Origin of the sequence: Sphingomonas insulae, assembly GCF_010450875.1 — a bacterium.
Taxonomy (GTDB): domain Bacteria; phylum Pseudomonadota; class Alphaproteobacteria; order Sphingomonadales; family Sphingomonadaceae; genus Sphingomonas; species Sphingomonas insulae.
This window is the reverse complement of record NZ_CP048422.1, coordinates 632,500-658,538: the sequence shown is the minus strand read 5'-3', so window position 1 is coordinate 658,538 and position 26,039 is coordinate 632,500. Positions and strand designations below refer to the sequence as shown.

Annotated in this window: 31 protein-coding genes; 16 read left to right on the top strand and 15 right to left on the bottom strand. The window is 64.5% G+C overall.

Translation table 11 applies throughout. The features are described 5' to 3' along the window. Window positions 1-47: 47 nt before the first annotated feature. The 3 genes from leuS to holA are packed head-to-tail and all read left to right on the top strand — an operon-like array spanning window position 48 to window position 4,063. On the top strand, window positions 48-2,546 hold the full coding sequence (gene leuS, locus GTH33_RS04685) for a leucine--tRNA ligase (RefSeq protein ID WP_163957307.1): 2,499 nt from the start codon (window positions 48-50) through the stop codon (window positions 2,544-2,546). After that, window positions 2,543-3,034, top strand: coding sequence for an LPS assembly lipoprotein LptE (lptE, locus tag GTH33_RS04680; protein WP_163957306.1), 492 nt, complete (start codon window positions 2,543-2,545; stop codon window positions 3,032-3,034). Before leuS ends, lptE begins: the two co-directional genes overlap by 4 nt. 9 nt (window positions 3,035-3,043) lie before the next feature. Continuing rightward, complete coding sequence (holA, locus tag GTH33_RS04675; protein WP_163957305.1) at window positions 3,044-4,063, top strand: DNA polymerase III subunit delta; 1,020 nt, start codon at window positions 3,044-3,046, stop codon at window positions 4,061-4,063. Window positions 4,064-4,066: 3 nt separating this feature from the next. On the opposite strand, the gene GTH33_RS04670 is transcribed toward holA, so the two are convergent. Genes GTH33_RS04670 through GTH33_RS04640 form a run of 7 tightly spaced genes read right to left on the bottom strand, consistent with a single transcriptional unit; the run spans window position 4,067 to window position 10,505 of the window. Continuing rightward, window positions 4,067-4,813: a dienelactone hydrolase family protein gene (locus tag GTH33_RS04670; protein ID WP_163957304.1), complete on the bottom strand. Its 747-nt coding sequence runs from the start codon at window positions 4,811-4,813 to the stop codon at window positions 4,067-4,069. After that, window positions 4,813-5,718, bottom strand: a complete 906-nt coding sequence (locus GTH33_RS04665) for a ParB/RepB/Spo0J family partition protein (protein ID WP_163957303.1) — start codon at window positions 5,716-5,718, stop codon at window positions 4,813-4,815. The genes GTH33_RS04670 and GTH33_RS04665 overlap by 1 nt, the downstream gene beginning before the upstream one ends. Then, on the bottom strand, window positions 5,715-6,497 hold the full coding sequence (locus GTH33_RS04660) for a ParA family protein (protein ID WP_163957302.1): 783 nt from the start codon (window positions 6,495-6,497) through the stop codon (window positions 5,715-5,717). The genes GTH33_RS04665 and GTH33_RS04660 overlap by 4 nt, the downstream gene beginning before the upstream one ends. Continuing rightward, a complete protein-coding gene (gene rsmG, locus GTH33_RS04655; protein WP_163957301.1) occupies window positions 6,494-7,111 on the bottom strand; it encodes a 16S rRNA (guanine(527)-N(7))-methyltransferase RsmG in 618 nt (205 codons plus the stop codon). Before rsmG ends, GTH33_RS04660 begins: the two co-directional genes overlap by 4 nt. Next, complete coding sequence (gene mnmG / locus GTH33_RS04650) at window positions 7,108-8,943, bottom strand: tRNA uridine-5-carboxymethylaminomethyl(34) synthesis enzyme MnmG (protein ID WP_163957300.1); 1,836 nt, start codon at window positions 8,941-8,943, stop codon at window positions 7,108-7,110. The genes rsmG and mnmG overlap by 4 nt, the downstream gene beginning before the upstream one ends. 54 nt (window positions 8,944-8,997) lie before the next feature. Beyond that, window positions 8,998-10,272, bottom strand: a complete 1,275-nt coding sequence (mnmE, locus tag GTH33_RS04645; RefSeq protein WP_163957299.1) for a tRNA uridine-5-carboxymethylaminomethyl(34) synthesis GTPase MnmE — start codon at window positions 10,270-10,272, stop codon at window positions 8,998-9,000. Further along, window positions 10,272-10,505 (bottom strand): DUF6489 family protein, encoded by a 234-nt coding sequence (locus tag GTH33_RS04640; protein WP_163957298.1) that lies wholly within the window; start codon window positions 10,503-10,505, stop codon window positions 10,272-10,274. The genes mnmE and GTH33_RS04640 overlap by 1 nt, the downstream gene beginning before the upstream one ends. A gap of 73 nt (window positions 10,506-10,578) precedes the next feature. Here GTH33_RS04640 and GTH33_RS04635 point away from each other — a divergent pair, with 73 nt between their 5' ends. Both GTH33_RS04635 and GTH33_RS04630 read left to right on the top strand, forming a co-directional pair. Further along, window positions 10,579-11,286 (top strand): dienelactone hydrolase family protein, encoded by a 708-nt coding sequence (locus GTH33_RS04635; protein WP_163957297.1) that lies wholly within the window; start codon window positions 10,579-10,581, stop codon window positions 11,284-11,286. Window positions 11,287-11,317: 31 nt separating this feature from the next. Beyond that, entirely contained in the window at window positions 11,318-11,566 is a 249-nt protein-coding gene (locus tag GTH33_RS04630) for a YegP family protein (protein ID WP_243848353.1), read from the top strand. A 54-nt stretch (window positions 11,567-11,620) separates the two neighbouring features. Here the strand turns inward: GTH33_RS04630 and GTH33_RS04625 are convergent, their stop codons facing one another. From GTH33_RS04625 to hemE, 5 genes are all read right to left on the bottom strand, one after another. Continuing rightward, complete coding sequence (locus tag GTH33_RS04625) at window positions 11,621-12,322, bottom strand: TerC family protein (RefSeq protein WP_208404136.1); 702 nt, start codon at window positions 12,320-12,322, stop codon at window positions 11,621-11,623. A 165-nt stretch (window positions 12,323-12,487) separates the two neighbouring features. Continuing rightward, the gene (gene rho / locus GTH33_RS04620) at window positions 12,488-13,744 is read right to left on the bottom strand and encodes a transcription termination factor Rho (protein ID WP_163957295.1); all 1,257 of its coding nucleotides are present in this window, start codon (window positions 13,742-13,744) and stop codon (window positions 12,488-12,490) included. Window positions 13,745-13,935: 191 nt separating this feature from the next. Further along, window positions 13,936-14,157, bottom strand: a complete 222-nt coding sequence (locus tag GTH33_RS17995; protein WP_212592680.1) for a hypothetical protein — start codon at window positions 14,155-14,157, stop codon at window positions 13,936-13,938. Between the two features lie 11 nt (window positions 14,158-14,168). After that, on the bottom strand, window positions 14,169-14,615 hold the full coding sequence (locus GTH33_RS04615; protein WP_163957294.1) for a CopD family protein: 447 nt from the start codon (window positions 14,613-14,615) through the stop codon (window positions 14,169-14,171). Beyond that, window positions 14,612-15,583: a uroporphyrinogen decarboxylase gene (hemE, locus tag GTH33_RS04610; protein ID WP_243848372.1), complete on the bottom strand. Its 972-nt coding sequence runs from the start codon at window positions 15,581-15,583 to the stop codon at window positions 14,612-14,614. Before hemE ends, GTH33_RS04615 begins: the two co-directional genes overlap by 4 nt. A 365-nt stretch (window positions 15,584-15,948) precedes the next feature. Here hemE and GTH33_RS04605 point away from each other — a divergent pair, with 365 nt between their 5' ends. The 11 genes from GTH33_RS04605 (at window position 15,949) to GTH33_RS04555 (ending at window position 23,021) form a co-directional block, all read left to right on the top strand. Next, on the top strand, window positions 15,949-16,767 hold the full coding sequence (locus GTH33_RS04605; protein WP_163957292.1) for a pyruvate, water dikinase regulatory protein: 819 nt from the start codon (window positions 15,949-15,951) through the stop codon (window positions 16,765-16,767). Window positions 16,768-16,929: 162 nt separating this feature from the next. Then, window positions 16,930-17,523 (top strand): Maf family protein, encoded by a 594-nt coding sequence (locus tag GTH33_RS04600; protein ID WP_163957291.1) that lies wholly within the window; start codon window positions 16,930-16,932, stop codon window positions 17,521-17,523. Continuing rightward, on the top strand, window positions 17,520-18,356 hold the full coding sequence (gene aroE / locus GTH33_RS04595; RefSeq protein ID WP_163957290.1) for a shikimate dehydrogenase: 837 nt from the start codon (window positions 17,520-17,522) through the stop codon (window positions 18,354-18,356). Before GTH33_RS04600 ends, aroE begins: the two co-directional genes overlap by 4 nt. Beyond that, window positions 18,353-18,946: a dephospho-CoA kinase gene (gene coaE, locus GTH33_RS04590; protein WP_163957289.1), complete on the top strand. Its 594-nt coding sequence runs from the start codon at window positions 18,353-18,355 to the stop codon at window positions 18,944-18,946. The genes aroE and coaE overlap by 4 nt, the downstream gene beginning before the upstream one ends. Window positions 18,947-18,953: 7 nt before the next feature. Next, a complete protein-coding gene (gene dnaQ, locus GTH33_RS04585; protein WP_163957288.1) occupies window positions 18,954-19,646 on the top strand; it encodes a DNA polymerase III subunit epsilon in 693 nt (230 codons plus the stop codon). Window positions 19,647-19,696: 50 nt separating this feature from the next. Then, on the top strand, window positions 19,697-20,305 hold the full coding sequence (gene hpf / locus GTH33_RS04580) for a ribosome hibernation-promoting factor, HPF/YfiA family (protein ID WP_163957287.1): 609 nt from the start codon (window positions 19,697-19,699) through the stop codon (window positions 20,303-20,305). A 66-nt stretch (window positions 20,306-20,371) separates the two neighbouring features. Further along, the gene (locus tag GTH33_RS04575; RefSeq protein ID WP_163957286.1) at window positions 20,372-20,836 is read left to right on the top strand and encodes a PTS sugar transporter subunit IIA; all 465 of its coding nucleotides are present in this window, start codon (window positions 20,372-20,374) and stop codon (window positions 20,834-20,836) included. Further along, window positions 20,826-21,308 carry a PaaI family thioesterase gene (locus tag GTH33_RS04570; protein WP_163957285.1) on the top strand — a complete coding sequence of 161 codons (483 nt, stop codon included), beginning with the start codon at window positions 20,826-20,828 and terminating at the stop codon, window positions 21,306-21,308. Before GTH33_RS04575 ends, GTH33_RS04570 begins: the two co-directional genes overlap by 11 nt. A 31-nt stretch (window positions 21,309-21,339) precedes the next feature. Continuing rightward, window positions 21,340-21,642, top strand: coding sequence for a DUF1491 family protein (locus tag GTH33_RS04565; protein ID WP_243848352.1), 303 nt, complete (start codon window positions 21,340-21,342; stop codon window positions 21,640-21,642). 153 nt (window positions 21,643-21,795) lie between these two features. Next, window positions 21,796-22,467: a cell wall hydrolase gene (locus tag GTH33_RS04560; protein WP_163957283.1), complete on the top strand. Its 672-nt coding sequence runs from the start codon at window positions 21,796-21,798 to the stop codon at window positions 22,465-22,467. Window positions 22,468-22,529: 62 nt separating this feature from the next. Then, window positions 22,530-23,021, top strand: coding sequence for an MmcB family DNA repair protein (locus GTH33_RS04555; RefSeq protein WP_163957282.1), 492 nt, complete (start codon window positions 22,530-22,532; stop codon window positions 23,019-23,021). A 13-nt stretch (window positions 23,022-23,034) separates the two neighbouring features. Here the strand turns inward: GTH33_RS04555 and ribA are convergent, their stop codons facing one another. The 3 genes from ribA to GTH33_RS04540 all read right to left on the bottom strand — a co-directional run bounded on the left by ribA (window position 23,035) and on the right by GTH33_RS04540 (window position 25,952). Then, window positions 23,035-24,096, bottom strand: a complete 1,062-nt coding sequence (ribA, locus tag GTH33_RS04550; protein ID WP_163957281.1) for a GTP cyclohydrolase II — start codon at window positions 24,094-24,096, stop codon at window positions 23,035-23,037. Further along, a complete protein-coding gene (locus GTH33_RS04545) occupies window positions 24,093-24,884 on the bottom strand; it encodes an exodeoxyribonuclease III (RefSeq protein WP_208404106.1) in 792 nt (263 codons plus the stop codon). The genes ribA and GTH33_RS04545 overlap by 4 nt, the downstream gene beginning before the upstream one ends. A gap of 450 nt (window positions 24,885-25,334) precedes the next feature. Next, window positions 25,335-25,952 carry a LolA family protein gene (locus GTH33_RS04540; protein WP_163957279.1) on the bottom strand — a complete coding sequence of 206 codons (618 nt, stop codon included), beginning with the start codon at window positions 25,950-25,952 and terminating at the stop codon, window positions 25,335-25,337. Window positions 25,953-26,039: the final 87 nt, after the last annotated feature.

The following is a 26,039-nucleotide window of genomic DNA, read 5'->3' as shown; positions in this document are numbered from 1 at the left end:
TTCGATGGTGAAGCCGGCCGGCATCGCGCTTTGAACGGAATACAGGAATGGTAACGCGTTTCAACGCGCTCACGGCGGATGCGTCCTGGCAAAAGGTCTGGGACGATCGCCAGACCTTCGCCGCCAGGGACAATAGCGGCAAACCGCAAAGTTACGTGCTGGAGATGTTTCCCTACCCATCGGGACGCATTCACATGGGGCACGTCCGAAACTACACCATGGGCGACGTCCTCGCCCGCTTCCGCCGGATGCGTGGCTATGAAGTTCTCCATCCTATGGGGTGGGATGCGTTCGGCATGCCGGCCGAGAATGCTGCGATGGAAAAGGGCGTGCACCCCGGCACGTGGACGCTTGCCAATATAGAAACGATGAAGGCGCAGCTGAAACGCCTCGGCTTCGCACTCGACTGGAGCCGCGAACTGGCGACCTGCAAGCCCGACTATTACGGCCACGAACAGGCATTGTTCCTCGACATGTTCGCCGCGGGCCTCGTCTATCGCAAGGAATCGGCGGTCAATTGGGACCCGGTCGACATGACCGTGCTCGCCAACGAACAGGTCATTGATGGTCGCGGCTGGCGCTCGGGCGCGCTGGTCGAGAAGCGCAAGCTCAGCCAGTGGTTCCTCAAGATCACCGACTTCGCCGATGAACTGATCGAGGGGCTCGGCGCGCTCGAGCATTGGCCGGACAAGGTCAAGCTGATGCAGGAAAACTGGATCGGCAAAAGCCAGGGCCTGACCTTCGGGTTCGATGTGTCGAACGGCGGCAAGGTCGAGGTGTTCTCGACCCGCCCCGACACGATCTTCGGCGCCAGCTTCGTCGCGGTCGCAGCGGATCACCCGATCGCGCAGAATATCGCCGACCGGCCGGAGGTCGCCGCGTTCATCGCGCTCTGCAAGCAGGGCGGCACGACGGCGGCCGAGCTGGATACGCAGGAAAAGCTGGGCTTCGATACCGGATTGACCGCGACGCATCCGTTCGATGCGACCCGCAGGCTCCCGATCTATATCGCCAACTTCGTCCTCATGGATTACGGTACCGGTGCCGTGATGGGGGTGCCCGCCCACGACCAGCGCGATCTCGACTTCGCGCGCAAATATGGCCTCGACGTCCAGCGCGTCGTGTCCGATGGCGACCGGACCGACGCGGTGTTCGAGGGCGATGAGGCGTATACCGGTCCCGGAGCATTGGTGAATTCGCACTTCCTCGACGGGATGGACGTCGAGGACGCCAAGCGAGAGGTCGTCCGCCGCGCGCAGGACGGCGGCTGGGGCAAGGGATCGACCGTGTTCCGCCTTCGCGACTGGGGCGTCAGCCGCCAGCGCTATTGGGGGACGCCGATCCCGATCGTCCATTGCGGCGATTGCGGTGCGGTCGCGGTACCCAAGGATCAGCTGCCCGTCGTCCTGCCCGACGACGTATCGTTCGCCGTCCCCGGCAATCCGCTCGATCGCCACCCGACGTGGAAGCATGTCGATTGCCCTTCGTGTGGCAAGCCCGCGGTTCGCGAGACCGACACGCTTGACACGTTCGCCGATTCATCCTGGTATTTCATACGCTTCGCCAGCCAGCCCAAGGATAGGCCGTTCGATCGCGCCGTCGCCGAAAGCTGGCTGCCGGTCGGTCAGTATATCGGCGGTGTGGAGCATGCGATCCTTCACCTGCTCTACGCCCGCTTCTGGACGCGTGCGCTGAGGCACATGGGACAGCTCGACATCGCCGAACCGTTCACCGGCCTGTTCACACAGGGCATGGTGACGCACGAGACCTACAAATCGTCCGACGGGCGGTGGCTGTCGCCCGATGATGTCCGCGACGGCATCGAGATTGCGACCGGCAAGCCGGTCACGATCGGTCGGGTCGAAAAGATGTCGAAGTCGAAAAAGAACACCGTCGATCCCGAACCGATCGTCGATCAATATGGTGCCGACGCGACCCGCTGGTTCATGCTGTCCGATTCACCGCCCGAGCGCGACCTGCCATGGAGCGAATCGGGCATCGAAGGGGCATGGCGCTTCGTCCAACGCCTCTGGCGCCTGTTCGACGGCGATGCGGCGGAACCGGGAGAAGGCGGCGATCCGTCGCTCGATCGCAAGCTGCACCAGACCATTCTCGGTATCGAACAGGATATCGAGGCGCTCGCCTTCAACAAGGCGGTCGCGAAGATCTACGAATTGTGCACCGCCATCGAACGCGCCGCGCCATCGGCATCGCGCAGCAACGCGGTCCATACGCTGATGCTGCTGGTAGCGCCGATGGTGCCACACGTCGCCGAGGAAGCCTGGGCGGCCAAGGGCTTCGACGGATTGATCGCCGATGCTGCCTGGCCCGAGGTTGATTCGACGTTGCTCGTCGAGGATGAAGTGACGGTCGCCGTGCAGGTCAACGGCAAGCTTCGCGACACGCTGACGGTCGCCAAGGCCACGGTCAGCGACGATCTCGAAGCGCTGGCACTCGCATCCGACAAGGTCGTCCGCATTCTGGACGGCAAGGCTCCCAGGAAGGTGATCGTCGTGCCCGGACGTCTGGTGAACATCGTCGCATGAGGCGGCTCGTCCTCCTCGCTCCGCTGGCGCTGACGCTTGCCGGCTGCGGCCTCAAGCCCCTGTACGGCGGTGGTGCCGGCGGCGCCGTGGCGACAACCCTGTCCAACGTCGAAGTCGCACCGATCGACGGCAAGTCCGGTTGGTTGATGAGCAATGCCCTGCGCGATCGGCTGGCAGCGAACGGCACGCCGCAATACCGGCTGGACGTGCGACTGGATGACAAGATCGCGGGCTTCGGCGTGCGGCGCGACGACAGCGTCACGCGCGAACGCCGGACCCTGCGCGCGCGCTATCAATTGGTGAACCTGGCCGATGGCAGCGTCCTGATCGATGCGACCGCGGGATCCGATGCCGGCATCGACGTCGTCCAGTCGGAATATGCGACGATCGCCGCGGAGAATACGGCGTTGGAGCGGCTTGCAGGCATCGTCGCGGACCAGATCGTCGGCCGGTTGGCGTTGTACGCGCAGCGTCGCAAGGCACCATGATGGTCCGCGGTGAAGGCTAACGCACGCGATATCCGGCTGGCGCTGGAACGCCCATCGCCCGATATCCGCCTGTACCTGTTGCACGGTCCCGATGGCTCCGCGACCGCGGAACTGGCCGGTGTACTGGCCAAGGCCATGGGGACGGATTCGGAACGTGTCGACATCGACGGGGCAAGCCTGCGATCCGATCCGGCGCGCCTGTCCGATGAAGCGGCATCCATGTCGCTGTTCGGCAGCGCCCGTCATATCCGCGTCTCACCCGCTGGCGAGGAATGCCTGGAGGCGTTCACCACTCTGCTGAATGCGGATCACGCCGGCAATCCGGTCGTAGCCCTCGCCCCCTCCGTGAAATCGACGGCGAAGATCGTCAAGCTGGCGATCGAATCCCGACAGGCGATGGCGTTCGCGGCCTATGAACCCAGTGCAGCGGATCTGGAGCGACTGGCCACAGCCATGGCGCGCGACCATGGCTTACGGCCGAACGGCGGCACTGCGGCCCGCCTCGCCACGTCCTGCGGCGGCGATCGGGCGGTGTTGGCCCGCGAGATCGAGAAGCTCGCGCTGTTCCTCGATGCGGCACCCGATCGTCCCCACGACCTGGACGATGCCGCGCTCGACGCGATCGGTGCGGATCTGGGCGAGGCGGAGATGACGCAGGTGGTCGATGCCGTGATCACCGGCCACACCGCCATACTTGGTGCCGAATTGTCGCGGCTGAACGACGCCGGGACGTCACCGATCCCATGGCTGCGTCTGTTGGCGCGAAAGCTGATGACGCTCGCTGACATGAAGGCTGATATCGAAGCCGGAGCCAGTCAGGACAGCGTGTTCAAACGCCACCGCATCTTCTTTCGCGAAGAGGCCGCCACGGCACAGGCACTACGCCGCTGGAACCCGCTTATGCTGTCGGCGGCGCTCAGCCGGGTGCGGCATGCCGAACGTGCGGTGATGTCCAGCAGCAATGCCGGCAGCGTATTGGCGGAGCATGCGCTCATGGAACTGACACGCGGCGTCCAAAAACGCGGTTGAGCCTCAGCGCCGGGCGAGCATCCGCCCGAATAGCGACAACGCCCAGCCGGTCGCTGCCACGAACAGCGCGGGATCGTAGCGCGGTCCTTCATCCCGCAGGAAGGCATGCTGTGCATTGACCTCATGCCATTCGTATCTGGCACCAACGGCTTCCAGCCGCGCCCGGATCGCCTCGCGTCCGTCGAACGGGACGTGAGGGTCTTGCCGACCGAATACGAACAACGTCTCCGCCTTCAGATCGGCCATCCGCGCCAGGCTGTCGTCTGACCGCCCGTGGCCCAGCGTGCCGGAATGAATGTCGGTGGGATAAAACAACGCTGCAGCCGATACGCGCACATCGAACGCGGCGCGAAGAGCCAGGTGGCCGCCGAGGCATACGCCGACCGTACCCAGACGACCGTTGCATGACGGATGCGTCGCCAACGCATCGAGCACCCGGGTCGCATCCGCGTCGAACGCCGCCACCGCTTTGGCCACTTTCAGCGCATTGCCGCGATCGGTCCCTGCCGGATCATAGGCAAGCACGGTGCCCGGCACTTCATATTCGTGATACACTTCCGGGACTGCGACGACATACCCCTGCCCGGCAAAGTACGCCGCGAGGCGACGGATCGGCGCCGTCACCTGGTAGATCTCCGAATAGAGGACCAGCCCGGGGTAGCGGCCCTCACCCGCCGGTCGAAACCAGTGCACCCGCATCACACCACCGTCGGCCGGCAGATCGTCGATCTCATCCGAACGCAGGATCATCAGATCGTATCGCCGGTCAGCCGCTGACAGACCATGTCCAGCTGGTCCAGCGTCGTATAGGTCAGCGTCAACGTACCGCCCTTCTCGCTGTGCGCGATCCGCACATGCAAGCCGAGCAGATCGGACAATTGCCGTTCGAGAGCCGCAAGGTCGGCATCGGGAGCGGCGGCCGGCGCGCGATCGCGATGGCTCCCCCCTGCCCGCTCCGGCTTTGCGCCCTTGGCCAGTTTTTCGGTTTCCCGTACCGACAGGCCCCGTGCCGCGACCTGTTCGGCCAGAGCCTCCACATCCCGTGCGCCCAGCAAGGCGCGGGCATGACCCATCGACAGCGAACCGTCGGTGACCCGGTTCTGAACGGCCGCAGGAAGTTCCAGCAATCGCAACAGGTTGGCCACATGGCTGCGTGATTTGTGGACGATCTTGGCCAAGGCTTCCTGCGTATGACCATATTCGCCGGCCAGCCGTTGATAGGCCTGCGCCTCTTCGATCGCGTTGAGGTCCTGTCGCTGGATGTTCTCGATCAGCGCGATCTCGAGCGTCTGCGCATCGTCGAAGTCGCGAACGACGACCGGCACCTCATGCAGTCGCGCGCGCTGCGCCGCACGCCAGCGCCGTTCACCCGCGACGATCTGATAATCGTGGCCATGCGGCCGCACCACGATCGGTTGGATCAACCCCCGTGACGCGATCGATGCCGCCAGCTCATCCAGCAATGCCTCGTCGAAATGGCGCCGTGGCTGATCCGGGTGTGGAGATAGGGCGCTGACCGGCAACATCCTGACACCCGATGGCACATTCCCTTTCGCGCCCGGCGTCACCGGCGCTTCGCTCGCCATCTCGCCAAGCAGCGCGCTGAGACCGCGACCCAGTCCGGCTGGCCGGTTCCGCTTTGCCGCATCGCTCATGCGGCGACTGCCGTCGTATCGGGCAGCCGTGCGATCAACTCGCGCGCCAGGTCGATATAGGCCTGCGATCCGGAACATCGGTGATCGTAGATGAGCGCCGGCAAGCCATGGCTCGGCGCCTCCGACAGTCGGACGTTCCGGGGAATCACCGTTTCGAACACGACCCGACCGAGCACCGCGCGCACGTCGGCCGCCACCTGATCGGTCAGGCGATTGCGGCGATCGTACATGGTGAGGGCCACACCCAGGATCGCCAGTCCGGGGTTGAAGCGTTCGCGAATCCGTTCGACCGTGGTCAGCAATTGCGACAGCCCTTCCAGCGCGAAAAATTCGCATTGCAACGGCACGAGCAGTTTGTCGGCAGCGACCATGGCGTTGATCGTCAGCAGCCCCAGCGATGGCGGACAATCGATCAGGATGATGTCCCACCGCCCCTGAGCCTGTGCTAGCGCGCGGTCGAGCCGGTGGGTTCGATGATCGAATTCGACCAGTTCGATTTCCGCCCCGGAGAGATCCTGCGTTGCGGGAACGAGGTCCAGCCGGGGAACGCGCGTCTTGATGACCGCCTCCGCGATATCCGCTTCACCGATCAATACATGGTAGCTGGAACGTCCCCGTTGGGCGTGACCCACCCCAAGACCCGTCGACGCGTTGCCTTGGGGATCGAGATCGATGAGCAATACGCTTTTACCGGTAGCCGACAGCGCGGTCGCGAGATTGATTGCGCTCGTCGTCTTGCCGACGCCACCTTTTTGATTGGCCACCGCAATCGTCGTCATCGCGCTGTTCCCTTATTGGGTTCGACGATCAGGATGGATGATTCCGGATCCGTCGTAGAATGTTTCACGTGGAACAATCGACTCTCGTCTCGTCGCAGTGACACCAATTGCTCGGCCTCTAGCCGCCCGCGTGGGAGCACCCACCGGGTTTCCGGTGTGGCGCATCGACCGGCGGCTTGCAAAAGCTTTTCCACGGATGCGACGGCACGCGCCGAAATGATATCGAAGGTGTCGCTTACCGCCTCGACTTTCGTGGCCAAAACCACGGCCTGTTCGATCCCCAGCTGATCCACGGATCGTTGCAGGAATTCGGCACGCCGGCGTCGAGGTTCGACCATGGTGGTGGCGCCATCGAGCAGGATGGCGACGATGATTCCGGGAAAGCCTCCCCCGGTACCGATGTCCAGCCATGACTTACCGAAGTGTTCCACGTGAAACATCAGCTGGGCCGAATCGAGTACGTGCCGGGTCCAGATCGTCTCGATCGTTGACGGCGCGATCAAATTCTGCGCGCTATTTTCTTCTCTCACCAGATCGACGAAGTTGTCGATTTGGCGAGCCTTGGCTTCGCCGAACCTTGCGACGATGATGTCGCGTGCTTCTGCCTCGGTCATGCGGCACGCCGCTGAGCGTACAGATAGATTGCCGACAAAGCCGCGGGTGTGACCCCCCTTATACGCGATGCCGCGCCTAGGGACGTCGGCTGTGCGGCGCATAGTCGATCGATCATCTCGTTGGACAATCCCGGAACTGCGCGGAAATCGAGGGCATCCGGCAACGCGACAGCCTCCTCATCGCGCATCCGCGCCACCTCCTCCGCCTGCCGCTCCAGATAGGGCGCATAGCGGGCATCCTCGACGATCTCATCCAAGACAGCCTTGTCCGCTTGCTTGTCGACCTCTGACAGCACCGCACTCAACGCCACCGTCGGGATTCGTAGCCACTCATGGAGCGTACGACGACTACCGTCCTGCGCGACCTGAATGTCAATCCTCGCCAGGTCCGACGCGGTTCGTTGCTCCGACAGCAAATCTTGCACCTGCTTCCGCTGCTCTCCACGTCTCTGCTGATGCTCGACGCGATCGGCCCCGATGCAATCCAACGTCTTCGCGATGGATCCCAATCGTGTTTCCGCATTGTCCGCGCGCAGCGACAATCGAAACTCTGCGCGGGCGGTGAGCATGCGATACGGCTCGGTCACACCTTGCAGCACAAGGTCGTCGATCATGACGCCCGTGTAGCTCGACGCCCGGTCGAGAATACACGGCTGCAGATCGCGCGCTTCCGCGGCAGCATTGAGACCGGCGATGAGGCCCTGGCCCGCCGCCTCTTCATAACCGGTCGTCCCGTTCAACTGTCCTGCACAATAGACCCCGGGGATCGCTTGCAATGCGAGACGTGCATCGAGGGCGCGGGGGTCGAGGAAGTCATATTCAACCGCATAGCCTGGCATCATGATCCGGGCATGTTCCAAACCGTCGATACTGCGGATGAGCGCTGCCTGCACATCGCTTGGTAACGAGGTCGACAATCCGTTGGGATAGACGGTGGCATCGTCGAGACCCTCGGGTTCGAGGAAGACCTGATGCCCATCCCTGTCACCGAACCGATGCACCTTGTCCTCGATCGATGGACAATAGCGCGGCCCCTGCCCGCCAATGGCACCGCCGAACAGAGGCGATCGATCGAGGCCTCCACGGATGATGTCATGCGTCGCGGCGTTAGTTCTGGAGATGGCACAAGCGACCTGAGGCAGAAGGCGCCGCTCGGTCATCGGCGACATCGTCCAACCATCAAGGTCGGACTGCTGCTCTTCCAGCCGTGCCCAGTCTATCGTTCGGCCATCAATGCGCGGTGGCGTGCCCGTCTTCAGTCGTTCGAGCGGTAGCGCCAGCGCGCGCAATTGCTCCGCCAGCTTGCGAGCCGGCCTTTCACCGATACGGCCGCCCTCGTGCCGCTCATCGCCGCGAAACAGACGACCGCCAAGGAAGGTGCCGGTGGCCAATACGACCGTCCGCCCCTCGATCGTTACGTCGTTGGCCAACACGACTCCCACGGCGCTCTGCCCACGGAACGCCAGCGACTCGACGTCACCTTCAATGATCGTCAACGATGGCTGCCGTGTCAGCATCGTCTGAATTGCTGCGGCGTATAGCCGGCGGTCAGCCTGTACTCGGGGACCCTGTACTGCGGCCCCCTTGCTACGATTGAGCATCCGATAATGAATTGCGGCTGCGTCCGCCGCGCGCCCGATCAAGCCGTCGAACGCGTCGACCTCACGCACGATATGGCCCTTGCCCAGGCCACCGATGGCGGGATTGCAGGACATGGCGCCAATCTGCCGTCGATCGTGGCTGATCAACAGGGTATTGGCTCCACGCCTTGCGGATGCGGCTGCGGCTTCGGTGCCGGCATGGCCACCACCAACGACGATCACGTCATACATGGCACGCGCCTAAGCGAGCCCTACGATCAGGTCAAAACTGTTCCACGTGGAACATCACTTCCCGATACAGAACCGACCGAACAAAGTGGAAAACATTGCCTCCGTCGCATCAATGCCGAGAATGACCCCCAAGGCGCGTGTCGCCAGCCGTAGCTGCTCGGCAAGGATAAGCGGATCCGCCTCGTCTTCGGCAAGAACCGCTATGGCCCGACGACACGCTTCCCTCTCGCCCTCTCGAAAAGCGAGAGCGTCGCCCTGAGGCATCAGTCGTTCGGCGCGATCGGCAATCATGCGCCACAGCTGCTCGACCGTCGATGGTGCATCCTGCGCGACATTCACGTGGGCATCTGGAAGAGCGATGCGACCGGGTTCGTCTGCCCTCGCCCGCACCCAGATGCTGTCGCTCCGCGTCGGCCGATCATCGCCCAGCCATAGCAACACGTCCGCGCGAGCGATGGACGCTTCGGCGCGGCTCACCCCAATACGCTCGATGGGATCATCGCTTTCGGTCAAGCCGGCCGTGTCGGTTAAAACGTAGACCAGGCCGTCCCGCGTCACCGTGGCCTCGATCCGATCACGCGTCGTGCCCGCGATCGGCGATACGATGGCCAGTTCCCGCTGGCTCAGGAGGTTGATCAGCGTCGACTTGCCGCTGTTCGGTGGCCCGGCAAGAACGACATGCACCCCATCGCGCAGCCGTTCGACCGGTGGATTATCCAGCACCTCGGCCACATCACGGACCAATGCCGATTTGCCCGCTCGCACGACCGCCAGCGCAGCATCGTCGGCAGTGACATCATCCTCGTCCGAAAAATCGAGTTGCGCCTCGACCAGGGCGGACAACATCGCCAGCCGGTCGAGCCAGCCCCGCACCCGCTGGCTGACGATCCCCTCTGCTGCTGCAAGTGCCGCAACCCGCTGCCGTTCGGTATCAGCGGACAGCAAATCGGCGAGGCCACCCGCCTCGGCCAGGTCGATGCGTCCGTTCGTCAATGCCCGCCGGGTGAATTCGCCGGCGACTGCCGGTCGTACATGCGCCTGTCTGCCTAAAGCTGCCAATACCGCTGCGATCACGGCCCGACCGCCATGGCAATGCAGTTCGGCAATATCTTCGCCCGTCGCCGTCGCTGGGCCGGGAAACGTCAACACCAACGCCCGATCGAGCAAGGCGCCCTGCTCATCCCTCAGGGGTCGTATCCGCGCCATCCGGGGCGGCGGCAGCGTTCCCGCCATTCGCGTCACCGCGTCGAAGGCATGCGGTCCGCTGACCCGGATCACGCCGATGCCCGCCGGCGCCGCCCCGCTGGACAGCGCGAAGATCGTATCCATCAACCGCCCGTTTTCGTTGCCTGTTCGAACATCTGGCGCCACATCGTAAAGCCGGCCTCGTTCATCGGCGCCCAGCTTTTCATCATATTTTCCAACAGTTCCGGGCGGACCTGGCCACTCATCGTTTCCAGCAGGGATGCGATATAGCGGTCGTGCAGGGGCGTGAGGTCCGGCAGACCCATCGCGCGACGGGCCTCTTCCGGGGTCAGATCGATATCCACCGTCACCTTCATCGCGTATCGCCCCTTGAGCAGCCCTGTGGCGCACTGCATAGCCCAGCACGACCCGACGCGCGAGAGGACCCCCATGACCAAGACCATCCAGATCGAGACACTCGACGGTAATGCCACGTTCGATGCGTACGTCGCAGAACCCGTGGCGCGGCCGAAAGCGGCCATCGTCGTCATCCAGGAAATCTTCGGCGTGAATGCCGGCATCAGCAGCAAATGCGACCGTCTGGCCGCCGACGGTTATCTGGCACTCGCCCCCGACCTGTTCTGGCCGATTGCGCCCGGCATCCAGCTCGATCCCGACGTTCCCGACCAGATGCAGCAGGCGCTGGGCCTGATGGGCAAGTTCAATCAGGATGCCGGCATCCGCGATATCGAAGCGACTATCCGTGCCGCACGCCGTCTGTTGGACGACGATGGCACCGGCAAGGTCGGCGTCGTCGGCTACTGCCTTGGCGGTCGGCTCGCCTTCATGACCGCAGCGCGCACCGACGTCGACGCGTCGGTCGGCTATTACGGCGTCGGCATCGATGGTTTGCTGCGAGAAGCTCATGCGATCGCCAATCCGGTGCTGCTCCACATCCCGGAGGAGGATCATTTTGTCGACAAGGCGGCACAGGCGGCAATGCATGCCGGTCTGGACGATCATCCCAAGGTGACGCTCTACGACTATGCCGGCGAGGATCACGGATTTGCGACCGAGTTCGGCGCACGTCGATCCGACGCGGCGGCGGAACAGGCGGATGCACGCACCGCGGCGTTCTTCGCCGACCATCTCGGCTGAGGCTCGCACCGAAAGGGATCAAGACGCCGCCATGCCGGATGCGACGGGCCACCATCCGGCAGCGGCGGCTGTTACCCTCGACACAGCAGGATCAACCTGCGCGGAGAGGATCATGTATTACGAGATGTATCAGCAGGCGGGTCAATGGCGGTGGCGGCTGAAAGCGGCCAACCATGAAATCCTGGCCTCCGGCGAATCCTACACGACCAAGGCGAATTGCGAGAAGGTCATCAAGCTTCTCAAGGACACCACATCGACGACCCCGGTCAGGGAAGCCTGACCGGAACGAAAAAGGGGGGCTCGACGGCCCCCCTTCCCTCATTGCACGATGCCGTCAGAACAGCGTCAGTACCCCGACGTTGGGATCGACGACGCCTTCGTAGATCATCTTGCCGGCGACGTAGAGGATCACCAGCAGGCCGATGTAGGCGATCCAGCGATACCGCTCTATGTACTTGGCGATCAGATTCGCCGCGATTCCCATCAGGGCGACCGACAGCAGCAATCCGATGATCAGGATGCCGGGATGGTCGCGTGCGGCACCGGCAACGGCCAGCACGTTGTCGAGGCTCATCGACACGTCAGCCACCGCGACGGCCCATGCCGCCGCCGCGAAGCTCTTCGCCGGGCGCAGACCGGCGGTTTCGTCGCCGTCCACCTCCGGTGATCCGGCATTGTGGTTCTCGCGCAATTCGCGCCACATCTTCCACGCGACCCACAGCAGCAGGATGCCGCCGGCGAAGATCAGGCCGATGACGCCCAGCAGCCAGCTGACCGCGAGCGCGAAGATGATCCGCAAGACCAATGCGGCCATGATGCCGATCAGGATGACCTTCTTGCGCTGGTCGATCGGCAGGCCTGCGGCGAGCGCCCCGACGACAATCGCATTGTCGCCGGCAAGCACGACGTCGATCATCAGCACCTGAAAGAATGCCGCGAGGGCGGCGGGCGATCCGATGTTGGAAAAATCGTTGACGATATGCTGCCAGATCTCGGCCGGAGACCCCGGCCCGCTGGCGGCGGCCGCGCTCAGCATGGCGATGATGGACACGTTTCAAACTCCCGGTTGACCGTTAGGTCCATAACGCAGCAACGCGCGAAAGCCATGGGCTCCCGCGCGTTGCATGTGTGGCTGGTTGGGGACGCGGGCAGATTCAGCCCTGGCCGGTCGGCGCCTGGGGCGCCCGCGCGCCGCGTCCGGCTATTGATTCATGCTGTCGAAGAAATCCTCGTTGGTCTTCGAATTCTTCATCTTGTCGAGCAGGAATTCCATCGCGTCGATCGTCCCCATCTGCATCAGGATGCGGCGCAGGACCCACTGCTTGGAAAGCTTGTCCTTGTCGACCAGCAGTTCTTCCTTGCGGGTGCCCGACTTGCCGACATCCAGCGCCGGGAAGACGCGCTTGTCGGCGACCTTGCGGTCGAGGACGATTTCGGAATTGCCGGTGCCCTTGAACTCTTCAAAGATCACCTCGTCCATGCGACTGCCGGTATCGATCAGCGCGGTGGCGATGATCGAAAGCGAGCCGCCCTCCTCGATGTTACGTGCCGCACCGAAGAAGCGCTTGGGGCGCTGCAACGCGTTCGCGTCGACACCGCCGGTCAGCACCTTGCCCGACGACGGCACGACGGTGTTGTAGGCGCGGCCGAGGCGCGTGATGCTGTCAAGCAGGATCACGACGTCCTTCTTGTGCTCGACGAGGCGCTTGGCCTTTTCGATCACCATCTCGGCGACCTGGACGTGGCGCTGCGCTGGCTCGTCGAAGGTCGAGGAGACGACCTCGCCCTTCACCGAACGCTGCATGTCGGTGACTTCCTCGGGCCGCTCGTCGATGAGCAGCACGATCAGGAACACCTCGGGATGATTGTCCGAAATCGCACGGGCGATGTTCTGGAGCATCACCGTCTTGCCGACGCGGGGCGGCGCGACGATCAGCGTGCGCTGGCCCTTGCCCTGGGGGCTGACGATGTCGATCACCCGCGCCGACTTGTCCTTCTGCGTCGGATCGGCGGGATCGAGCGTCAGCTTCGATTCCGGATACAGCGGCGTGAGGTTGTCGAAATTGACGCGGTGGCGGACGGCATCGGGATCGTCGAAATTGACGCTGGTGAGTTTCACGAGCGCGAAATAGCGCTCGCCGTCCTTGGGTGCGCGGATCTCGCCTTCGACGGTGTCACCGGTGCGCAGCCCGTGCTTGCGGACCTGATTGGGCGAAATGTAGATATCGTCCGGTCCGGCCAGATAATTGGCTTCCGGGCTGCGCAGGAAGCCGAAGCCGTCCTGCAGGACCTCGATCGTGCCGAGGCCCATGATCTGGTCGCCGTTTTCGGCCTGCACCTTCAGGATCGCGAACAGCAGATCCTGCTTGCGCAGCGTCGAGGCACCCTCGACCCCCAGCTCTTCGGCCATGCTGACCAGCTCGGCGGGGGTCTTTTTCTTCAAGTCTTTAAGATGCATGGAAAAATCCGGATGCGTAGTCGGGGAGAGCCCAGGTCGGCGAAGGAACCGCAGCGACAATGGCCAGGAGGAGAAACGCGGAGCCACCGGACGGCCGCTCTACGCGTGTTCAGGACGTAAGTAGGGGAAGCCGGTTCGTCAAGTGTGCTTGGTGACGGTGCATCCCTTTCACCGACCGGGATCGATGCCGGTCAGGTGCCGTCAACCGCCGGCAACTGGGTATAAAGCCGTTGTCGGAGCGGATGCGCGTCGTCACCGAGCGGTTGCGTCAAACACTGCAGTTCGTAATCAAAGTTGTAGTACAACTCCGTCCAACAGATCACCCCCTGGGCTTTGGCCTCGCCGCGCTCGCCGACACCATGCGGTCCGCGGGGAATGCCGGTCGACCGGACCACACGCACCGGCGGACTCACGTCCGCCGAGGTCAGAATGGTTTGACGAACACCAGCACCACGATCACCGTCGCCATTAATGCCGGCACCTCGTTGATCATTCGCAGTCGACGCGCGTCCAGTCGCATCACGCCCCGGGCCAGTCGCCTGGCATAACCCACTGCCCAGCCATGATACCCCGACAGCAGCAGCACGAACAGCAGTTTGGCGTGCAGCCAGCCCTCACCCCAATGCTGCCCCACCGTCGCCAGCGTCAGCCCCAATACCCATACCGCGATCATCGCTGGGGTCAGGATGATCGACCGGATCTTGGCCTCCCGCTCGATCCAGATCGCCGCTTCGTCGCCCCGGCCGGCAACCAGCGCCTCCTGATGATAGACCAGATACCGCGGCAGCATGAACAGGCCCGCCATCCAGAAGATCACGAAGATCACGTGCGCCGCGACGATCCACAGATACGCCCCTGCCAGAACCATCATCGGCTTTCTCCCCGCACGCGCGCGACCAGGTGTTCGACATGCGCGATCGGCGTGAACTGGCCGATGCCATGCCCCAGGTTGAAGACGTGCGGGCGATCCGCGAATGCGGCCAGGACCCGGTCGATGCCCTCGTCCAGCGCCGCGCCGCCGGCGAACAGCGCCAGGGGATCGAGATTGCCCTGCACCGGCAAGCCCGCCGGCAGCACCGCATGTGCCCAGACGGGGTCGACCGTCTCGTCCAGTCCGATCGCATCGACACCGGTTTCGCGGGCATAGGCGGGCAGCTTGCCCCCTGCCCCCTTCGGAAAGCCGATGATGATGGCATCGGGGCAGCGCGCGCGCAGACCGGCGACGATCGCGGCATTCGGTGCGATGACCCAACGTTCGAACTGCGCCGGCGACAGCGATCCGGCCCAGCTGTCGAACAGCTGCACCGCCTCCACCCCCGCTTCGATCTGCCGCGCGAGATAGTCGATCGTCATCGCGACGATCGCATCGATGATCGCCTGGAACGCGCCCTCGTCCGCATAGGCGAAGCCGCGCGTTTCGTGCTGGTCCTTCGATCCCTGCCCGGCGACCATGTAGGTCGCCACCGTCCACGGCGATCCCGCAAAGCCCAGGAATGCCGTCTGTGGCGGCAGCGCGGCCGCCACCCGTTCGCAGGTACCATACACCGGTTCTAGGCGCTCAGGGACCCGTTGCAGCGCGTCCAGGGCGGCATCGACCAGCGGTGGTGACAGGCGTGGTCCTTCGCCCGGTCCGAACGTCAGCTGCTGGCCCAGCGCCCATGGCACCATGAGGATGTCGGAGAACAGGATAGCCCCGTCGAAGCCGAACCGCCGGATCGGCTGGATGGTCACTTCCGCCGCGGCATTGGGATCGGTGGCGAGCGCCAGGAAGCCGCCCTTCTCCGCCCGCAGCGCGCGATACTCGGGCAGGTATCGCCCCGCCTGACGCATGAGCCACATCGGCGGCACCGACGGTTTTGCACCACGCAAGGTCGCCAGCAGCGGCTTGTTCACAGGATCGGACAGAACCTTCTTCCTATAAAAGAATCTTGAAAGAGGATGATGAAGTGGTTGGCACGTGGATAACGGGATAACCGATTTCATGCCCTAACCACCCACAGGTTGACCGGCAAGGATCGGCGGTTCCGCGGGGATTCGGACCGTGCCGTCCCCACCATCCACAGGCTGTGGATAAATCCATGCCCTGTGTGCGCAATTGTGGACAGAATGCGGGTTGTCCACGTAGCGACGGTCGCTTGGCGAGGGTGCCGACTTGCCCTATCCGTTATGCCCATGTTGTCCACAGGTCTGCCCCGGAGTGCGCGATGATGCGGCTCCACCTTCATCTACTGTCGGACTCGACCGGCGAAACGCTGGAGAACATCGCCAAGGCGGCGCTTGCCCAATATGACGACGTCGAAACGGTGCGCCACTTCTGGCCGATGGTCCGTACCGAGGCGCATCTGGAGCGCATCCTGCAGGAGATCGCGCAGAACCCCGGTCTGGTGATTTTCACGCTGGTCAATGTCGCGACCCGCCGGATTCTCGAACAGCGTTGCCTCGCGCTGGGCCTGCCGGCGGTCGCGCCGCTCGACCCGGTCAACGATGCGCTGTCGGGATTGCTCGGCCAGCAGGCAAAGGCGCGGCCCGGTCGGCAGCACGCGCTCGACGCCGCCTATTTCGCACGCGTCGATGCGATCCAGTGGACGATCGCACATGACGACGGCATCGCGTCCGAGGATTGGGAAGAGGCCGAGATCGTCCTCGCCGGCGTTTCGCGTTCATCAAAGACGCCGACCTCCATCTACCTCGCCAATCGCGGCTGGAAGACGGCGAACATTCCGATCGTCGTGGAAAGCCCGCCGCCGCCTATTCTGTTCGGGCTGAAGAATCCGCTTGTCGTCGGCCTCACCACCAGTGCCGACCGGCTGATCCAGATCCGTCGCAACCGGTTGCTGTCGCTCAACCAGATGCCCGACACCGCCTATGTCGAGGAGGAGGCGGTGACGCGCGAGATCGCTTATGCGCGCCGCATGTTCGCCGATAACGGCTGGCCGGTGATCGACGTCACCCGCCGCTCGATCGAGGAAACCGCCGCGGCGATCATCGCGCTGGCGAACCAGCGCAAGGCCGGGGTGATCTAGGGTGTATCGACATTCAGCCTTATACTCCCCGGGGAAGCAAGCCGGTCCAAATGCCGTCGCGCTGTTGAATGTCGATCCGACCTGGAACGCCATGTCGGCGTCATCGCGGCGTTCGCCGGAATGATAATTTGACCGACACGCATTGAACGAGATCCCGAGTCCATGACCCCCCTCCTCCTCGCCTCGCAGAGTGCATCCCGCCGCGCGATGTTGACCGCCGCCGGCGTGGCGTTCGATGCCACAGCGGCGGGCGTCGACGAAGATGCCGCCAAGGCGAGCCTCTCCGGCAGCAAACCGCGCGACCTTGCCGATGCGCTCGCTGAACTGAAGGCGGTGAAGGTCGGCCTGCGTCACCCCGATCGCCTCGTCCTGGGCAGCGACAGCGTCGTCGCACTCGCCGATGGTACCTTGCTCGACAAGCCGGACAGCCGCGAACAGGCCGCCGACCATCTCGCCCGCATGTCCGGCACGCGCCACGAATTGTGGAGCGCTGCGGTGATCGTCGAGGCGGGCCGGCCGGTCTGGCGGCATGTCGAGGCGGCCAAGATGCACGTCCGTCCGCTCTCCCCCGCCTTCATCGACTGGTATCTGGACCGGGAGTGGCCGGCGATCAGCGGCTGCGTCGGCTGCTACCGGATCGAGGGGCCCGGTGCGCAACTGTTCACCCGCATCGAGGGGAGCCAATTCACCGTGCTGGGCCTGCCCCTGCTCAACGTCCTCGACTATCTGAGAATCCGTGGAGTTATTCCAACGTGACCCCTTACACACCCGCCGGAACCGGCCGGCCTTACGCCGAAGTGATCGGCGATCCGATCGCCCAATCCAAATCGCCGATCATCCACAGGTTCTGGCTCGACCAGCTCGGCCTCGATGCTGACTATCGCAAGACGCTGGTGACGCCCGACGATCTGCCCGCCTTTTTCGCGGCGCGACGCGACGATCCGGATTGGCGCGGCTGCAACATCACCATGCCGCACAAGCTTGCCGCGCTCGACCATGTCGATGACCGCGGCGACGTGCGTCACGGTATCGGCGCGATCAACACCGTCTTTCGTGCCGAGGATGATGTGGCGGTCGGGACCAATACCGATGCGGGCGGGTTCTACGCGCCGCTTGCCGGCTTCGACTTCACCGGCCAGCCGGTCACCGTCATCGGCGCAGGCGGCGCGGGGCGGGCGATCCTGTTTGCCCTGTCGCGGATGAACGTCGGCCCGGTGACGATCATGAACCGCAATACGCTGAAGGCCGGCGTGTTGTTGTCGGCGTTCGGTTTGAAGGGTCAGGCCCTGCCGCTGCAACCCGCCGCGCCGCCATCGGCGCTGCTGGTCAACGCCAGCACGCTTGGCATGGCCGGGCAGCCACCGCTCGACCTCGATCTCGGCGCGCTGGACGAGGAAGCCGTCGTCTACGATATCGTCTATTCGCCGCTCGAAACGCCGCTGCTCGCTGCCGCGCGCGCGCGCGGGCTGGAGACCGTCGACGGTCTGGAGATGCTGATCGGCCAGGCTGCGCTCGCCTTCGCCTTGTTCTTCGGGTCCGAGCCGCCACGCGACCGGGACGACATATTGCGCGACCTGCTGCTCGCATGATCCGGCTGGGGCTGACCGGCTCGATCGGCATGGGCAAATCGACGGTCGCCGCGATGTTCGCGGACGAAGGCGTGCCGGTGTTCGATGCCGATGCCACCGTGCACCGCTTGCAGGGGCCAGGCGGCCATGTGGTCGCTTCGATCGAAGCGGCCTTTCCGGGCACCTGCGGCGCAGGGGGCGTCGACCGCCCTGCCCTCGCCGCCGCGGTGCTCGGCGATGATGCGGCGATGAAGCGGCTGGAGGGCATCGTCCACCCCGCCGTGGCGGAAGAGCGCGCCGCATTCGTCCGCCGCCATGCCGATGCTCCGCTGGTCGTGTTCGACGTGCCCTTGTTGTTCGAAACCGGCGGCGATCGCGCCGTCGACCGCGTCGTGGTCGTTTCCGCCGCGGCGGAGGTGCAGCGCGCCCGTACGCTTGCCCGGCCTGGCATGACCCCGGCCAGATACGATGCGATCCTGGCGCGGCAATTGCCCGATGCCGATAAGCGCGCGCGGGCCGACTTCGTCATCCTTACGGACGTCTCGCTCGACCGGACCCGCGAAACCGTCCGCCACGTCATCGCTTGCATGGCGCCCGCCACGGGCGGATAGAGGTGGCATGCGCGAAATCGTCTTCGATACCGAAACCACCGGCCTGAGCTTCGCCGGTGGCGACCGCCTCGTCGAGATCGGCTGCGTCGAGATGGTCAATCGCGTCGAGACCGGGCGCACCTTTCACGCTTATTATCACCCCGAACGTAACATGCCGGCCGAAGCGCAGGCGGTGCACGGCATTTCCGAAGCCTTTTTGAGCGACAAACCCAAATTCGCGCAGGCTGTAGACGAGTTGCTCTCCTTCATCGGCGATGCACCGCTGGTCGCGCACAATGCCGGTTTCGATTTTTCCTTCCTCAACGGCGAACTGACGCGGTGCGGGCGCCAGATCGTGCACGTCAACCGCATGGTCGATACGCTGCAGATCGCGCGCAGCCGCCATCCCGGCGCCAAGCATACGCTCGATGCGCTATGTTCGCGGTTTGGCGTGGACCGGTCGCATCGCGTGCTGCACGGTGCCCTGCTCGACGCGCAGCTGCTGGCGCAGGTCTATGTCGAATTGCTCGGCGGGCGTCAGATCGGGCTCGGTCTGGTTAGCGATGCGCCGGTGCTAGACACTGCGCAGATCGTCGTTCGCCGGCCGGTGACGGTGCGCCCGCCGCGCACGTTCCGTCCATCCGACGCGGAACTTGCAGCGCACGCAGCATTTGTTTCCAAGTTGCAGGATCCGATCTGGGGGGTCGCGGCGTTCGAATAACGCCAACCGGGAGAAGGCCAACAGGCCAGCCCATATCAATGGAGAAGACAATGGATATCCGGATCTCTGGTCATCAGGTCGCGACCGGCGACGCGCTCAAGGATCATGTGAGCGACCGGCTTCAGGGTATCGCCACGAAGTATTTCGCCCGCGCCATTTCGGCCGAGGTGACGTTCGGCAAGGGGCCGCACGACGTCGGTTTCAAGTGCGACATCGTCGTCCACGTCATGAAGGGGCTGGTGCTGAAAGGCAGCCACCAGGCGCAGGAGGCGCACCTCGCCTTCGACGGCGCGGCCGGCAAGATCGAAACGCAATTGCGCCGCTACATGCGTCGCCTGAAGGATCGTCACGCCGGCGAAGCGGCGGCGATGCAGGAGGACATGGGGTATGACAACGCGGGCTATACGCTGTTCCAGGATTCGGCGACCGAGGAGGATGTCGGCGACGCGCCGCTCATCATCGCCGAAACGCGCGTCGACATTCCCGATGCCAGCGTGTCCGACGCGGTGATGATGCTCGATCTACGCAACACCGCGGCCTTGTTGTTCCGCAACGCGGGTACCGGCGCATACAACATGGTCTATCGCCGCGGCGATGGCACCATCGGCTGGGTCGAACCCCAGCGCCAGGCTCAGGCCCAGCAGCCCGCCGCCAACTGATCTATCTCGACCCCGCCGGACGCTGTACAGGCCCCGGCGGGGTCCCTGTTTGTATTCGAGTTAGCCATGAACGACTTCAGCGATCTGCTGCGCCCGGATTCGGTCTACAAGGACGTGGCGGTCGCCCATAAGAAGGCGCTGTTCGCGCAGCTTGCCAATGCGACCGATGCGCTCGGTTTCGACGGACGGCTGACTGCCGAGCGGCTGGCGGCACGCGAGAAGATCGGGTCAACCGGCTTCGGCGGCGGCGTCGCGATCCCGCATGCCAAACTGCCCGAGATCGACGGCGTCACCGGTGTGTTCATGCGCCTTGCCCAGCCGATCGAATTCGACGCGGTCGACGATCTGCCGGTCGATCTCGTCTTCATGCTGGTGTCGCCGGTCGATGCCGGGGCAGAACATCTGAAAGCCCTCGCCAGGGTGTCGCGGCGGCTGCGCGACCGGACGTTCCTCGCCAAGCTGCGTGGTGCCGGGTCCCCCGACGCGCTCTATGCGCTGTTCACCGCCGACGCGGCGCGCGATGCCGCCTGATCCCGCATCGCCGTCCGATCCCGCCGACGCCGGGGCGTCGGCACATTACCGCAGCCTCGAATCGCTCTATGCGGCGGCACCGATCAACCGATTGTTCGAATCCCGGCTCGAAATCGTCGCAGCGGGCGTTGCGCGTATCCATTTCCGCCTGGACGAACGACATTACCATGCGGCCGGCGCCGTCCACGGCACCAGCTACTTCAAGATGCTGGACGATGCCGCTTTCTATGCGGCCAACAGTCTCGTCACCGATCGATTCCTGCTGACCACGGCATTCAACCTGCTGCTCACCAAGCCGATGAGGGCAGGGCCGGTGGTGGCGGAGGGCCGGTGGATCAGCGGCAAGCGCCGGGTCTATGTTGCGGATGCGCGGCTGATCGATGCCGATGGAGAAGAGGCGGCGCGGGGTACCGGTACGTTCATGCGATCGCAGATTCCGCTGTCCGGCCTACCGGGCTATCGATCGGCATGACCGCACGGTGACTGCTCGACTTCCGACGCACATGCTCGTCGGCGCGCTTCTGCGCCGCGTCAACGATGCCGGCGGGATCGCCATGGTGCGCGCCAAGGGCGATGCGCAGGGCGGCGCGATCCTGTTGCTGATCGAGGATCGTTCAGGTCCTGTACGGGTTCTGGAACGCACGTTGGGTTTGGACGGGGCGGCGTCGCTGACCGTGTCGACGCCCGCTGATGACGCCGAATCCTACTGGCGCAGGCGACGCGCGCGCGACCCGGATTTGTGGGTCGTGGAACTGGACATCCCGGAAGCCGAACGGTTCGCCGCTGAAACGATCCTGTCGAATTGACTCGTGACGCCGGTGTGACGATGGCCACATCCATAGTGAAAGCGCGTTGTGCCGCGCCTGGGTGCGATCCGGGTCGGTGACGCAGTCGGGGGGATGCCCGGACGATCGGCTTGCCGATCGGGTCCGTGGTCCAACCGCATATCGAATACGTTAATGACGATTATGCAGCGCGCCGCGGCCATCGCGGTGATGACTTTTTCTCTGGCGGGCCTCATCAGCCACAGTTCGCCAGTCCGGGCGTCGGACCTCAATCGCAGTGCGATTCCGGCTCCCGTTTCGACCGTACAGATCAATAACCCGGCGACCCCGGCTTCGGTTCCAGCCCCCGCCGCGAGCGTGACGCCGCAGCCCGCGACCCAGCCGCTCCAGATGGTGCAGTCGATCCCGCTCGACGATGAGTCGCAGGACGACGAATATAACAGCCTCGCAGAAGCCGTTGCAGCGCAGGACAGCGCGCAGGTGGATACGACGCAGCGCTGCCTTGCCGGCGCGATCTATTTCGAATCCAAGGGCGAACCGCTCGCTGGCCAGCTGGCCGTCGCCAACGTCATCATCAACCGTTCCAAGTCGGGCCGTTTCCCCGCCGACGTCTGTTCGGTCGTCAAGCAGCGCGGCCAGTTCAGTTTCGTGCGCGGCGGCGAAATCCCGTCGATCGACGAAGGTCGCGCATCGTGGCGCACGGCGCTGGCCGTCGCCAAGATCGCGCTGGAAGCAGCCTGGGACAGTCCGGCACCCCGCGCGCTGTTCTTCAACACCGCCGATCGTCGTCCCGGCGGCAATTTGACCAAGATCGCCATGATCGGCAATCACGTCTTCTATCGCTGATCGCGTCATCCGGCTGACGCGGGGCTCTTGCCCCGTTCGCTGAATGTTCCTAAGCGGGGGTCATGCTTGACATGGCCCCCGCTTCGTGTGTGGACGGCGGCGATCCCGCAATCTGCGCCGCCGACGTCGCCCGCGGCGTGACGCGGATGCTGCTGCGCCACGACCTTACCACCATTCCCGAAGTTCCCCTGGAAGGTGGCCGCCGTGCCGACCTGATGGCGATCGATGTCCGCGGGCAGCTCGTCATCGTCGAGATCAAGGTGTCGCGCGCCGACCTGATGGGCGATGGCAAATGGCCCGACTACCTTGGCCATTGTGATCGTTACTTCTGGGCGGTGCCGGCCGGTTTCGACCTGTCTCCGCTGGATGGCCATGCCTTCCTGCCGGAGCGTACGGGCGTGATCGTCGCCGATCGCTACGACGCAGCGATCGTGCGCCAGGCCCATACCGTGCCGTTGCCGGCGCACGTGCGCAAACGCTGCACGCTCGCCTTCGCCCGGCGTGCCGCAAGGCGGCTGACGTTCCTTACCGATCCGGAAGCGGTGGCAACGTAGTCAGGCGATCCGCCTAAAGCTGGTGGCCGGTCCGGTCTCGCTTCGTCGCCAGATATCGTGCGTTATGCGGATTGGCCGGCAAAGCGTGCGCGACGCGCTCCACCACCCGCATGCCGGCCGCTTCGAGTCCGGCGACCTTGGCCGGGTTGTTGGTCAGCAACCGCACCTCACGCTGCCCCAACAGGTCGAGCATCCGCGCCGCGACGCCGAAATCCCGCGCATCGACCGCGAAACCGAGCCGGGTATTGGCATCGACGGTATCGAACCCCTGGTCCTGCAACGCATAGGCACGCAGCTTGTTGACCAGCCCGATGCCGCGGCCTTCCTGACGCAGGTACAACAGGATACCCCAGCCATTCGTTCGGATCGCCTGGATCGCCGCGCGCAACTGGGGACCGCAATCGCATTTCAGGCTGCCGAGCACGTCGCCGGTCAGACATTCGCTGTGCAACCGGACCAGCGGCGACGCGCCATTGGGCTGGCCGATCAGCAGCGCGATATGTTCGTCGCTGGAATCAGGAGCGCGGAAGGCGACGATCTCGGCATCTTCCGCACCGTCGACGGGCAGGCGCGCGCGCGTTGCGAGGTGAAGCGCGCGGGCGTCCTGATGCCGATCGATGCTGGCCGGCGCGATCACCACTTCCGGATCGATGCCGTCGATGAAGAAGGCGGGGAGCAGGCCGGCGATGCGCGCCAGCCGGATGGCGGCGAGGCTGGCGACGGGGCGGGTGACCGCATCGGTTCGAAACGGCCCCTTGAGCGGCGTCGCGAGATCGAACTGCGGATCGGCAAGCGCCACCGCGGTGCTGAAATCGAGCCATGGTGCGGGCTCGATCACCACCGGCGTGTCGGGATCGGCAGCGGCGATCTGGTTGGTGAGCTTCAGCGTTGCCGCCCGGCCGCTGGAGATCAGCAGCGGGCTGGCGCCGGCGTCGGCGAACGCCGCCAGCGCGCGCGGATCGGCGGTTTCGACCGCGAGAAGGGGCAGGGGGGCTTCACCAGGCGCATGGATCGCGATCGGCCAGCCGCGTCGCAACGCGTCGATCGCCCGCGCGACGTCGCGTGCCGCGTTCAAAAGGCGAACTCGGTCATGATCGGCACATGGTCCGACGGTTTCAGCCAGTTGCGGCAATGTTCGAACACCGTGTGGCCGGTCGCGGCGGCGGCCGCTTCGCGCGTCGCCCACATGTGATCGAGCCGGCGTCCGCGATCGTTCTTCGTCCAGTCGGGGGAACGATAGCTCCACCAGGTGTGAAGCCGGGCAGGGGCGGGGTGGAAGTGGCGACCGAGGTCGACCCAATCGTTCGACGCCTTCAAACGGTCCAGCGCCGAGACCTCGATCGGGGTGTGGCTGACGACCTTCAGCAGCGCCTTGTGACTCCAGACGTCGCTGGGCAGGGGGGCGATGTTGAAATCGCCGGTCAGGATCGTCGGCACCGCCAGATCCTGCGACCAGGCGATCATCCGTTCGACGAAATCGAGCTTCTGGCCGAACTTCGGATTGATCTCGCGATCCGGCACGTCGCCGCCGGCGGGAACGTAGACGTTCTCGAGCCGCATGCCATTGGGCAGGCGGACGCCGACATGGCGCGCCTCGCGATTGGCCTGCCAGTCGAACCTGTCGTCCGCGACGATCGGCACGCGGCTGAGAATCGCGACGCCGTGATGCATGCGCTGGCCGTGGATGACGATATGGTCATAGCCGAGCGCGCGAAACGTCTCGAACGGAAAGTCGGCGTCGACGACCTTGGTTTCCTGCAGACACAGGATGTCCGGTTCGACCTCGCGCAGGAACTGCTCGACGATGGCGATCCGGAAGCGGACCGAATTGATGTTCCACGAGACGATCTTCACAGGCGGCATCTAGGTCGGGCGTGGGGGCGGGCAAGGTCGGGGAGCGAGCGGCCGGTCGCCGGTCTTGCCCGCGACATGAACAACATGGGCACCTGGACGGAAACAATATCCTCCCATCGTTTCCGTTTTACAGCGACAAGCGAGAGCCGAACGCGACGAGGTGGGGTAACAGGTCGATCCCCTGTAGGACAGCGCGCGGCCGTTGGCCTTACGGATCAGGGTGTTATCGCGAGGGTCGTCCAACCCCCGGATGGAATTGGCCACGAATGCCCCCGATCCACCCACATATGGAAAGGCCCCCGCTCCGGGGGCATGGAGCGAGGGCCGACCTAGCGTTCGTCACGCAGGCGGGAAGTGGTGATGATCGTCCGGGCAACAGGGGGAAAAATCCCGAACGCTCCACATCCGCTGCATCCTTCTAGGGATGCGAACCTGTCGCGCGGATGAATGGCAGGTCGATCAGCGGATGTTTGGCCGCCGCGGGTCGTTCCATTTGAACGTTCCGTCGCTCACCGGCACGCCGAACCGCTGATTCGCCAGGCGAATCGTCGTGCGGTTGTTCTGGCTGTCGAGCGCCACCCAGCCTTGCAGCGCCAATCCTGCCGGCGCGGCCCCATCGCGAGCGAAGATCAGCGTGATCTTGCCATATTCGGGGTGCTTGGGGTCGTTCGCCTCCACCGATACGACACGGTCGTTGCCGGTCTGCACCAGTCGCGCATAGCGCGTGATGTCACGGCTGGGATCGAGGAGCACGCCGAGCGGCGAGTTCTTGATCGGCCAGCGCTGCACCTGTCGCACCGAATAATCGATGAAGGTCAGCGCGCCGCCCTCCGCCACGATCAGGATCGGCACGCCCTTTTCGTACTGGAAGCGCAGTTTGCCCGGCTTCTTCAGCGTGAAGGTACCGGTCAGCACCTTGCCGTTGCGGTCGGTCTGGGTGAAATCCGCGGTCATCGTCTCGACCGACTGGAGGTGACGCTGCACCGCGGCGAGATCGCCGGTCGCCTGCGCGGGCAGGACGGCCGGCGCGGCCAGGGCGAACGGTGCGGCGGCGAGGGCGAAGGCGTGTCGGATCATGGGGGTCCTGTGTATTTTGCGCATTGAATGCCTGCTGAACCGGGAGCGTTCCCATCTCCCTCCCTCTCCCGGCGGGAGAGGGAAATG

What these genes read in the sequence shown, in the direction of transcription:
- GTH33_RS04545 (WP_208404106.1), bottom strand. Translation starts at nt 24,884, where the DNA reads ATGCCGCCTGTGAAGATCGTCTCGTGGAACATCAATTCGGTCCGCTTC.
- coaE (WP_163957289.1), top strand. Translation starts at nt 18,353, where the DNA reads ATGATCCGGCTGGGGCTGACCGGCTCGATCGGCATGGGCAAATCGACG.
- GTH33_RS04570 (WP_163957285.1), top strand. Translation starts at nt 20,826, where the DNA reads ATGCCGCCTGATCCCGCATCGCCGTCCGATCCCGCCGACGCCGGGGCG.
- GTH33_RS04555 (WP_163957282.1), top strand. Translation starts at nt 22,530, where the DNA reads ATGCTTGACATGGCCCCCGCTTCGTGTGTGGACGGCGGCGATCCCGCA.
- GTH33_RS04575 (WP_163957286.1), top strand. Translation starts at nt 20,372, where the DNA reads ATGAACGACTTCAGCGATCTGCTGCGCCCGGATTCGGTCTACAAGGAC.
- GTH33_RS04540 (WP_163957279.1), bottom strand. Translation starts at nt 25,952, where the DNA reads ATGATCCGACACGCCTTCGCCCTCGCCGCCGCACCGTTCGCCCTGGCC.
- GTH33_RS04630 (WP_243848353.1), top strand. Translation starts at nt 11,318, where the DNA reads ATGCCGGATGCGACGGGCCACCATCCGGCAGCGGCGGCTGTTACCCTC.
- hemE (WP_243848372.1), bottom strand. Translation starts at nt 15,583, where the DNA reads ATGTGGCTCATGCGTCAGGCGGGGCGATACCTGCCCGAGTATCGCGCG.
- GTH33_RS04670 (WP_163957304.1), bottom strand. Translation starts at nt 4,813, where the DNA reads ATGATCCTGCGTTCGGATGAGATCGACGATCTGCCGGCCGACGGTGGT.
- lptE (WP_163957306.1), top strand. Translation starts at nt 2,543, where the DNA reads ATGAGGCGGCTCGTCCTCCTCGCTCCGCTGGCGCTGACGCTTGCCGGC.
- GTH33_RS04660 (WP_163957302.1), bottom strand. Translation starts at nt 6,497, where the DNA reads ATGACGACGATTGCGGTGGCCAATCAAAAAGGTGGCGTCGGCAAGACG.
- GTH33_RS04635 (WP_163957297.1), top strand. Translation starts at nt 10,579, where the DNA reads ATGACCAAGACCATCCAGATCGAGACACTCGACGGTAATGCCACGTTC.
- rho (WP_163957295.1), bottom strand. Translation starts at nt 13,744, where the DNA reads ATGCATCTTAAAGACTTGAAGAAAAAGACCCCCGCCGAGCTGGTCAGC.
- GTH33_RS04605 (WP_163957292.1), top strand. Translation starts at nt 15,949, where the DNA reads ATGATGCGGCTCCACCTTCATCTACTGTCGGACTCGACCGGCGAAACG.
- mnmE (WP_163957299.1), bottom strand. Translation starts at nt 10,272, where the DNA reads ATGGATACGATCTTCGCGCTGTCCAGCGGGGCGGCGCCGGCGGGCATC.
- GTH33_RS04565 (WP_243848352.1), top strand. Translation starts at nt 21,340, where the DNA reads ATGCTCGTCGGCGCGCTTCTGCGCCGCGTCAACGATGCCGGCGGGATC.
- leuS (WP_163957307.1), top strand. Translation starts at nt 48, where the DNA reads ATGGTAACGCGTTTCAACGCGCTCACGGCGGATGCGTCCTGGCAAAAG.
- GTH33_RS04640 (WP_163957298.1), bottom strand. Translation starts at nt 10,505, where the DNA reads ATGAAGGTGACGGTGGATATCGATCTGACCCCGGAAGAGGCCCGTCGC.
- GTH33_RS04560 (WP_163957283.1), top strand. Translation starts at nt 21,796, where the DNA reads ATGACGATTATGCAGCGCGCCGCGGCCATCGCGGTGATGACTTTTTCT.
- dnaQ (WP_163957288.1), top strand. Translation starts at nt 18,954, where the DNA reads ATGCGCGAAATCGTCTTCGATACCGAAACCACCGGCCTGAGCTTCGCC.
- GTH33_RS04600 (WP_163957291.1), top strand. Translation starts at nt 16,930, where the DNA reads ATGACCCCCCTCCTCCTCGCCTCGCAGAGTGCATCCCGCCGCGCGATG.
- GTH33_RS04615 (WP_163957294.1), bottom strand. Translation starts at nt 14,615, where the DNA reads ATGATGGTTCTGGCAGGGGCGTATCTGTGGATCGTCGCGGCGCACGTG.
- GTH33_RS04665 (WP_163957303.1), bottom strand. Translation starts at nt 5,718, where the DNA reads ATGAGCGATGCGGCAAAGCGGAACCGGCCAGCCGGACTGGGTCGCGGT.
- mnmG (WP_163957300.1), bottom strand. Translation starts at nt 8,943, where the DNA reads ATGTATGACGTGATCGTCGTTGGTGGTGGCCATGCCGGCACCGAAGCC.
- GTH33_RS04625 (WP_208404136.1), bottom strand. Translation starts at nt 12,322, where the DNA reads ATGCTGAGCGCGGCCGCCGCCAGCGGGCCGGGGTCTCCGGCCGAGATC.
- rsmG (WP_163957301.1), bottom strand. Translation starts at nt 7,111, where the DNA reads ATGACCGAGGCAGAAGCACGCGACATCATCGTCGCAAGGTTCGGCGAA.
- hpf (WP_163957287.1), top strand. Translation starts at nt 19,697, where the DNA reads ATGGATATCCGGATCTCTGGTCATCAGGTCGCGACCGGCGACGCGCTC.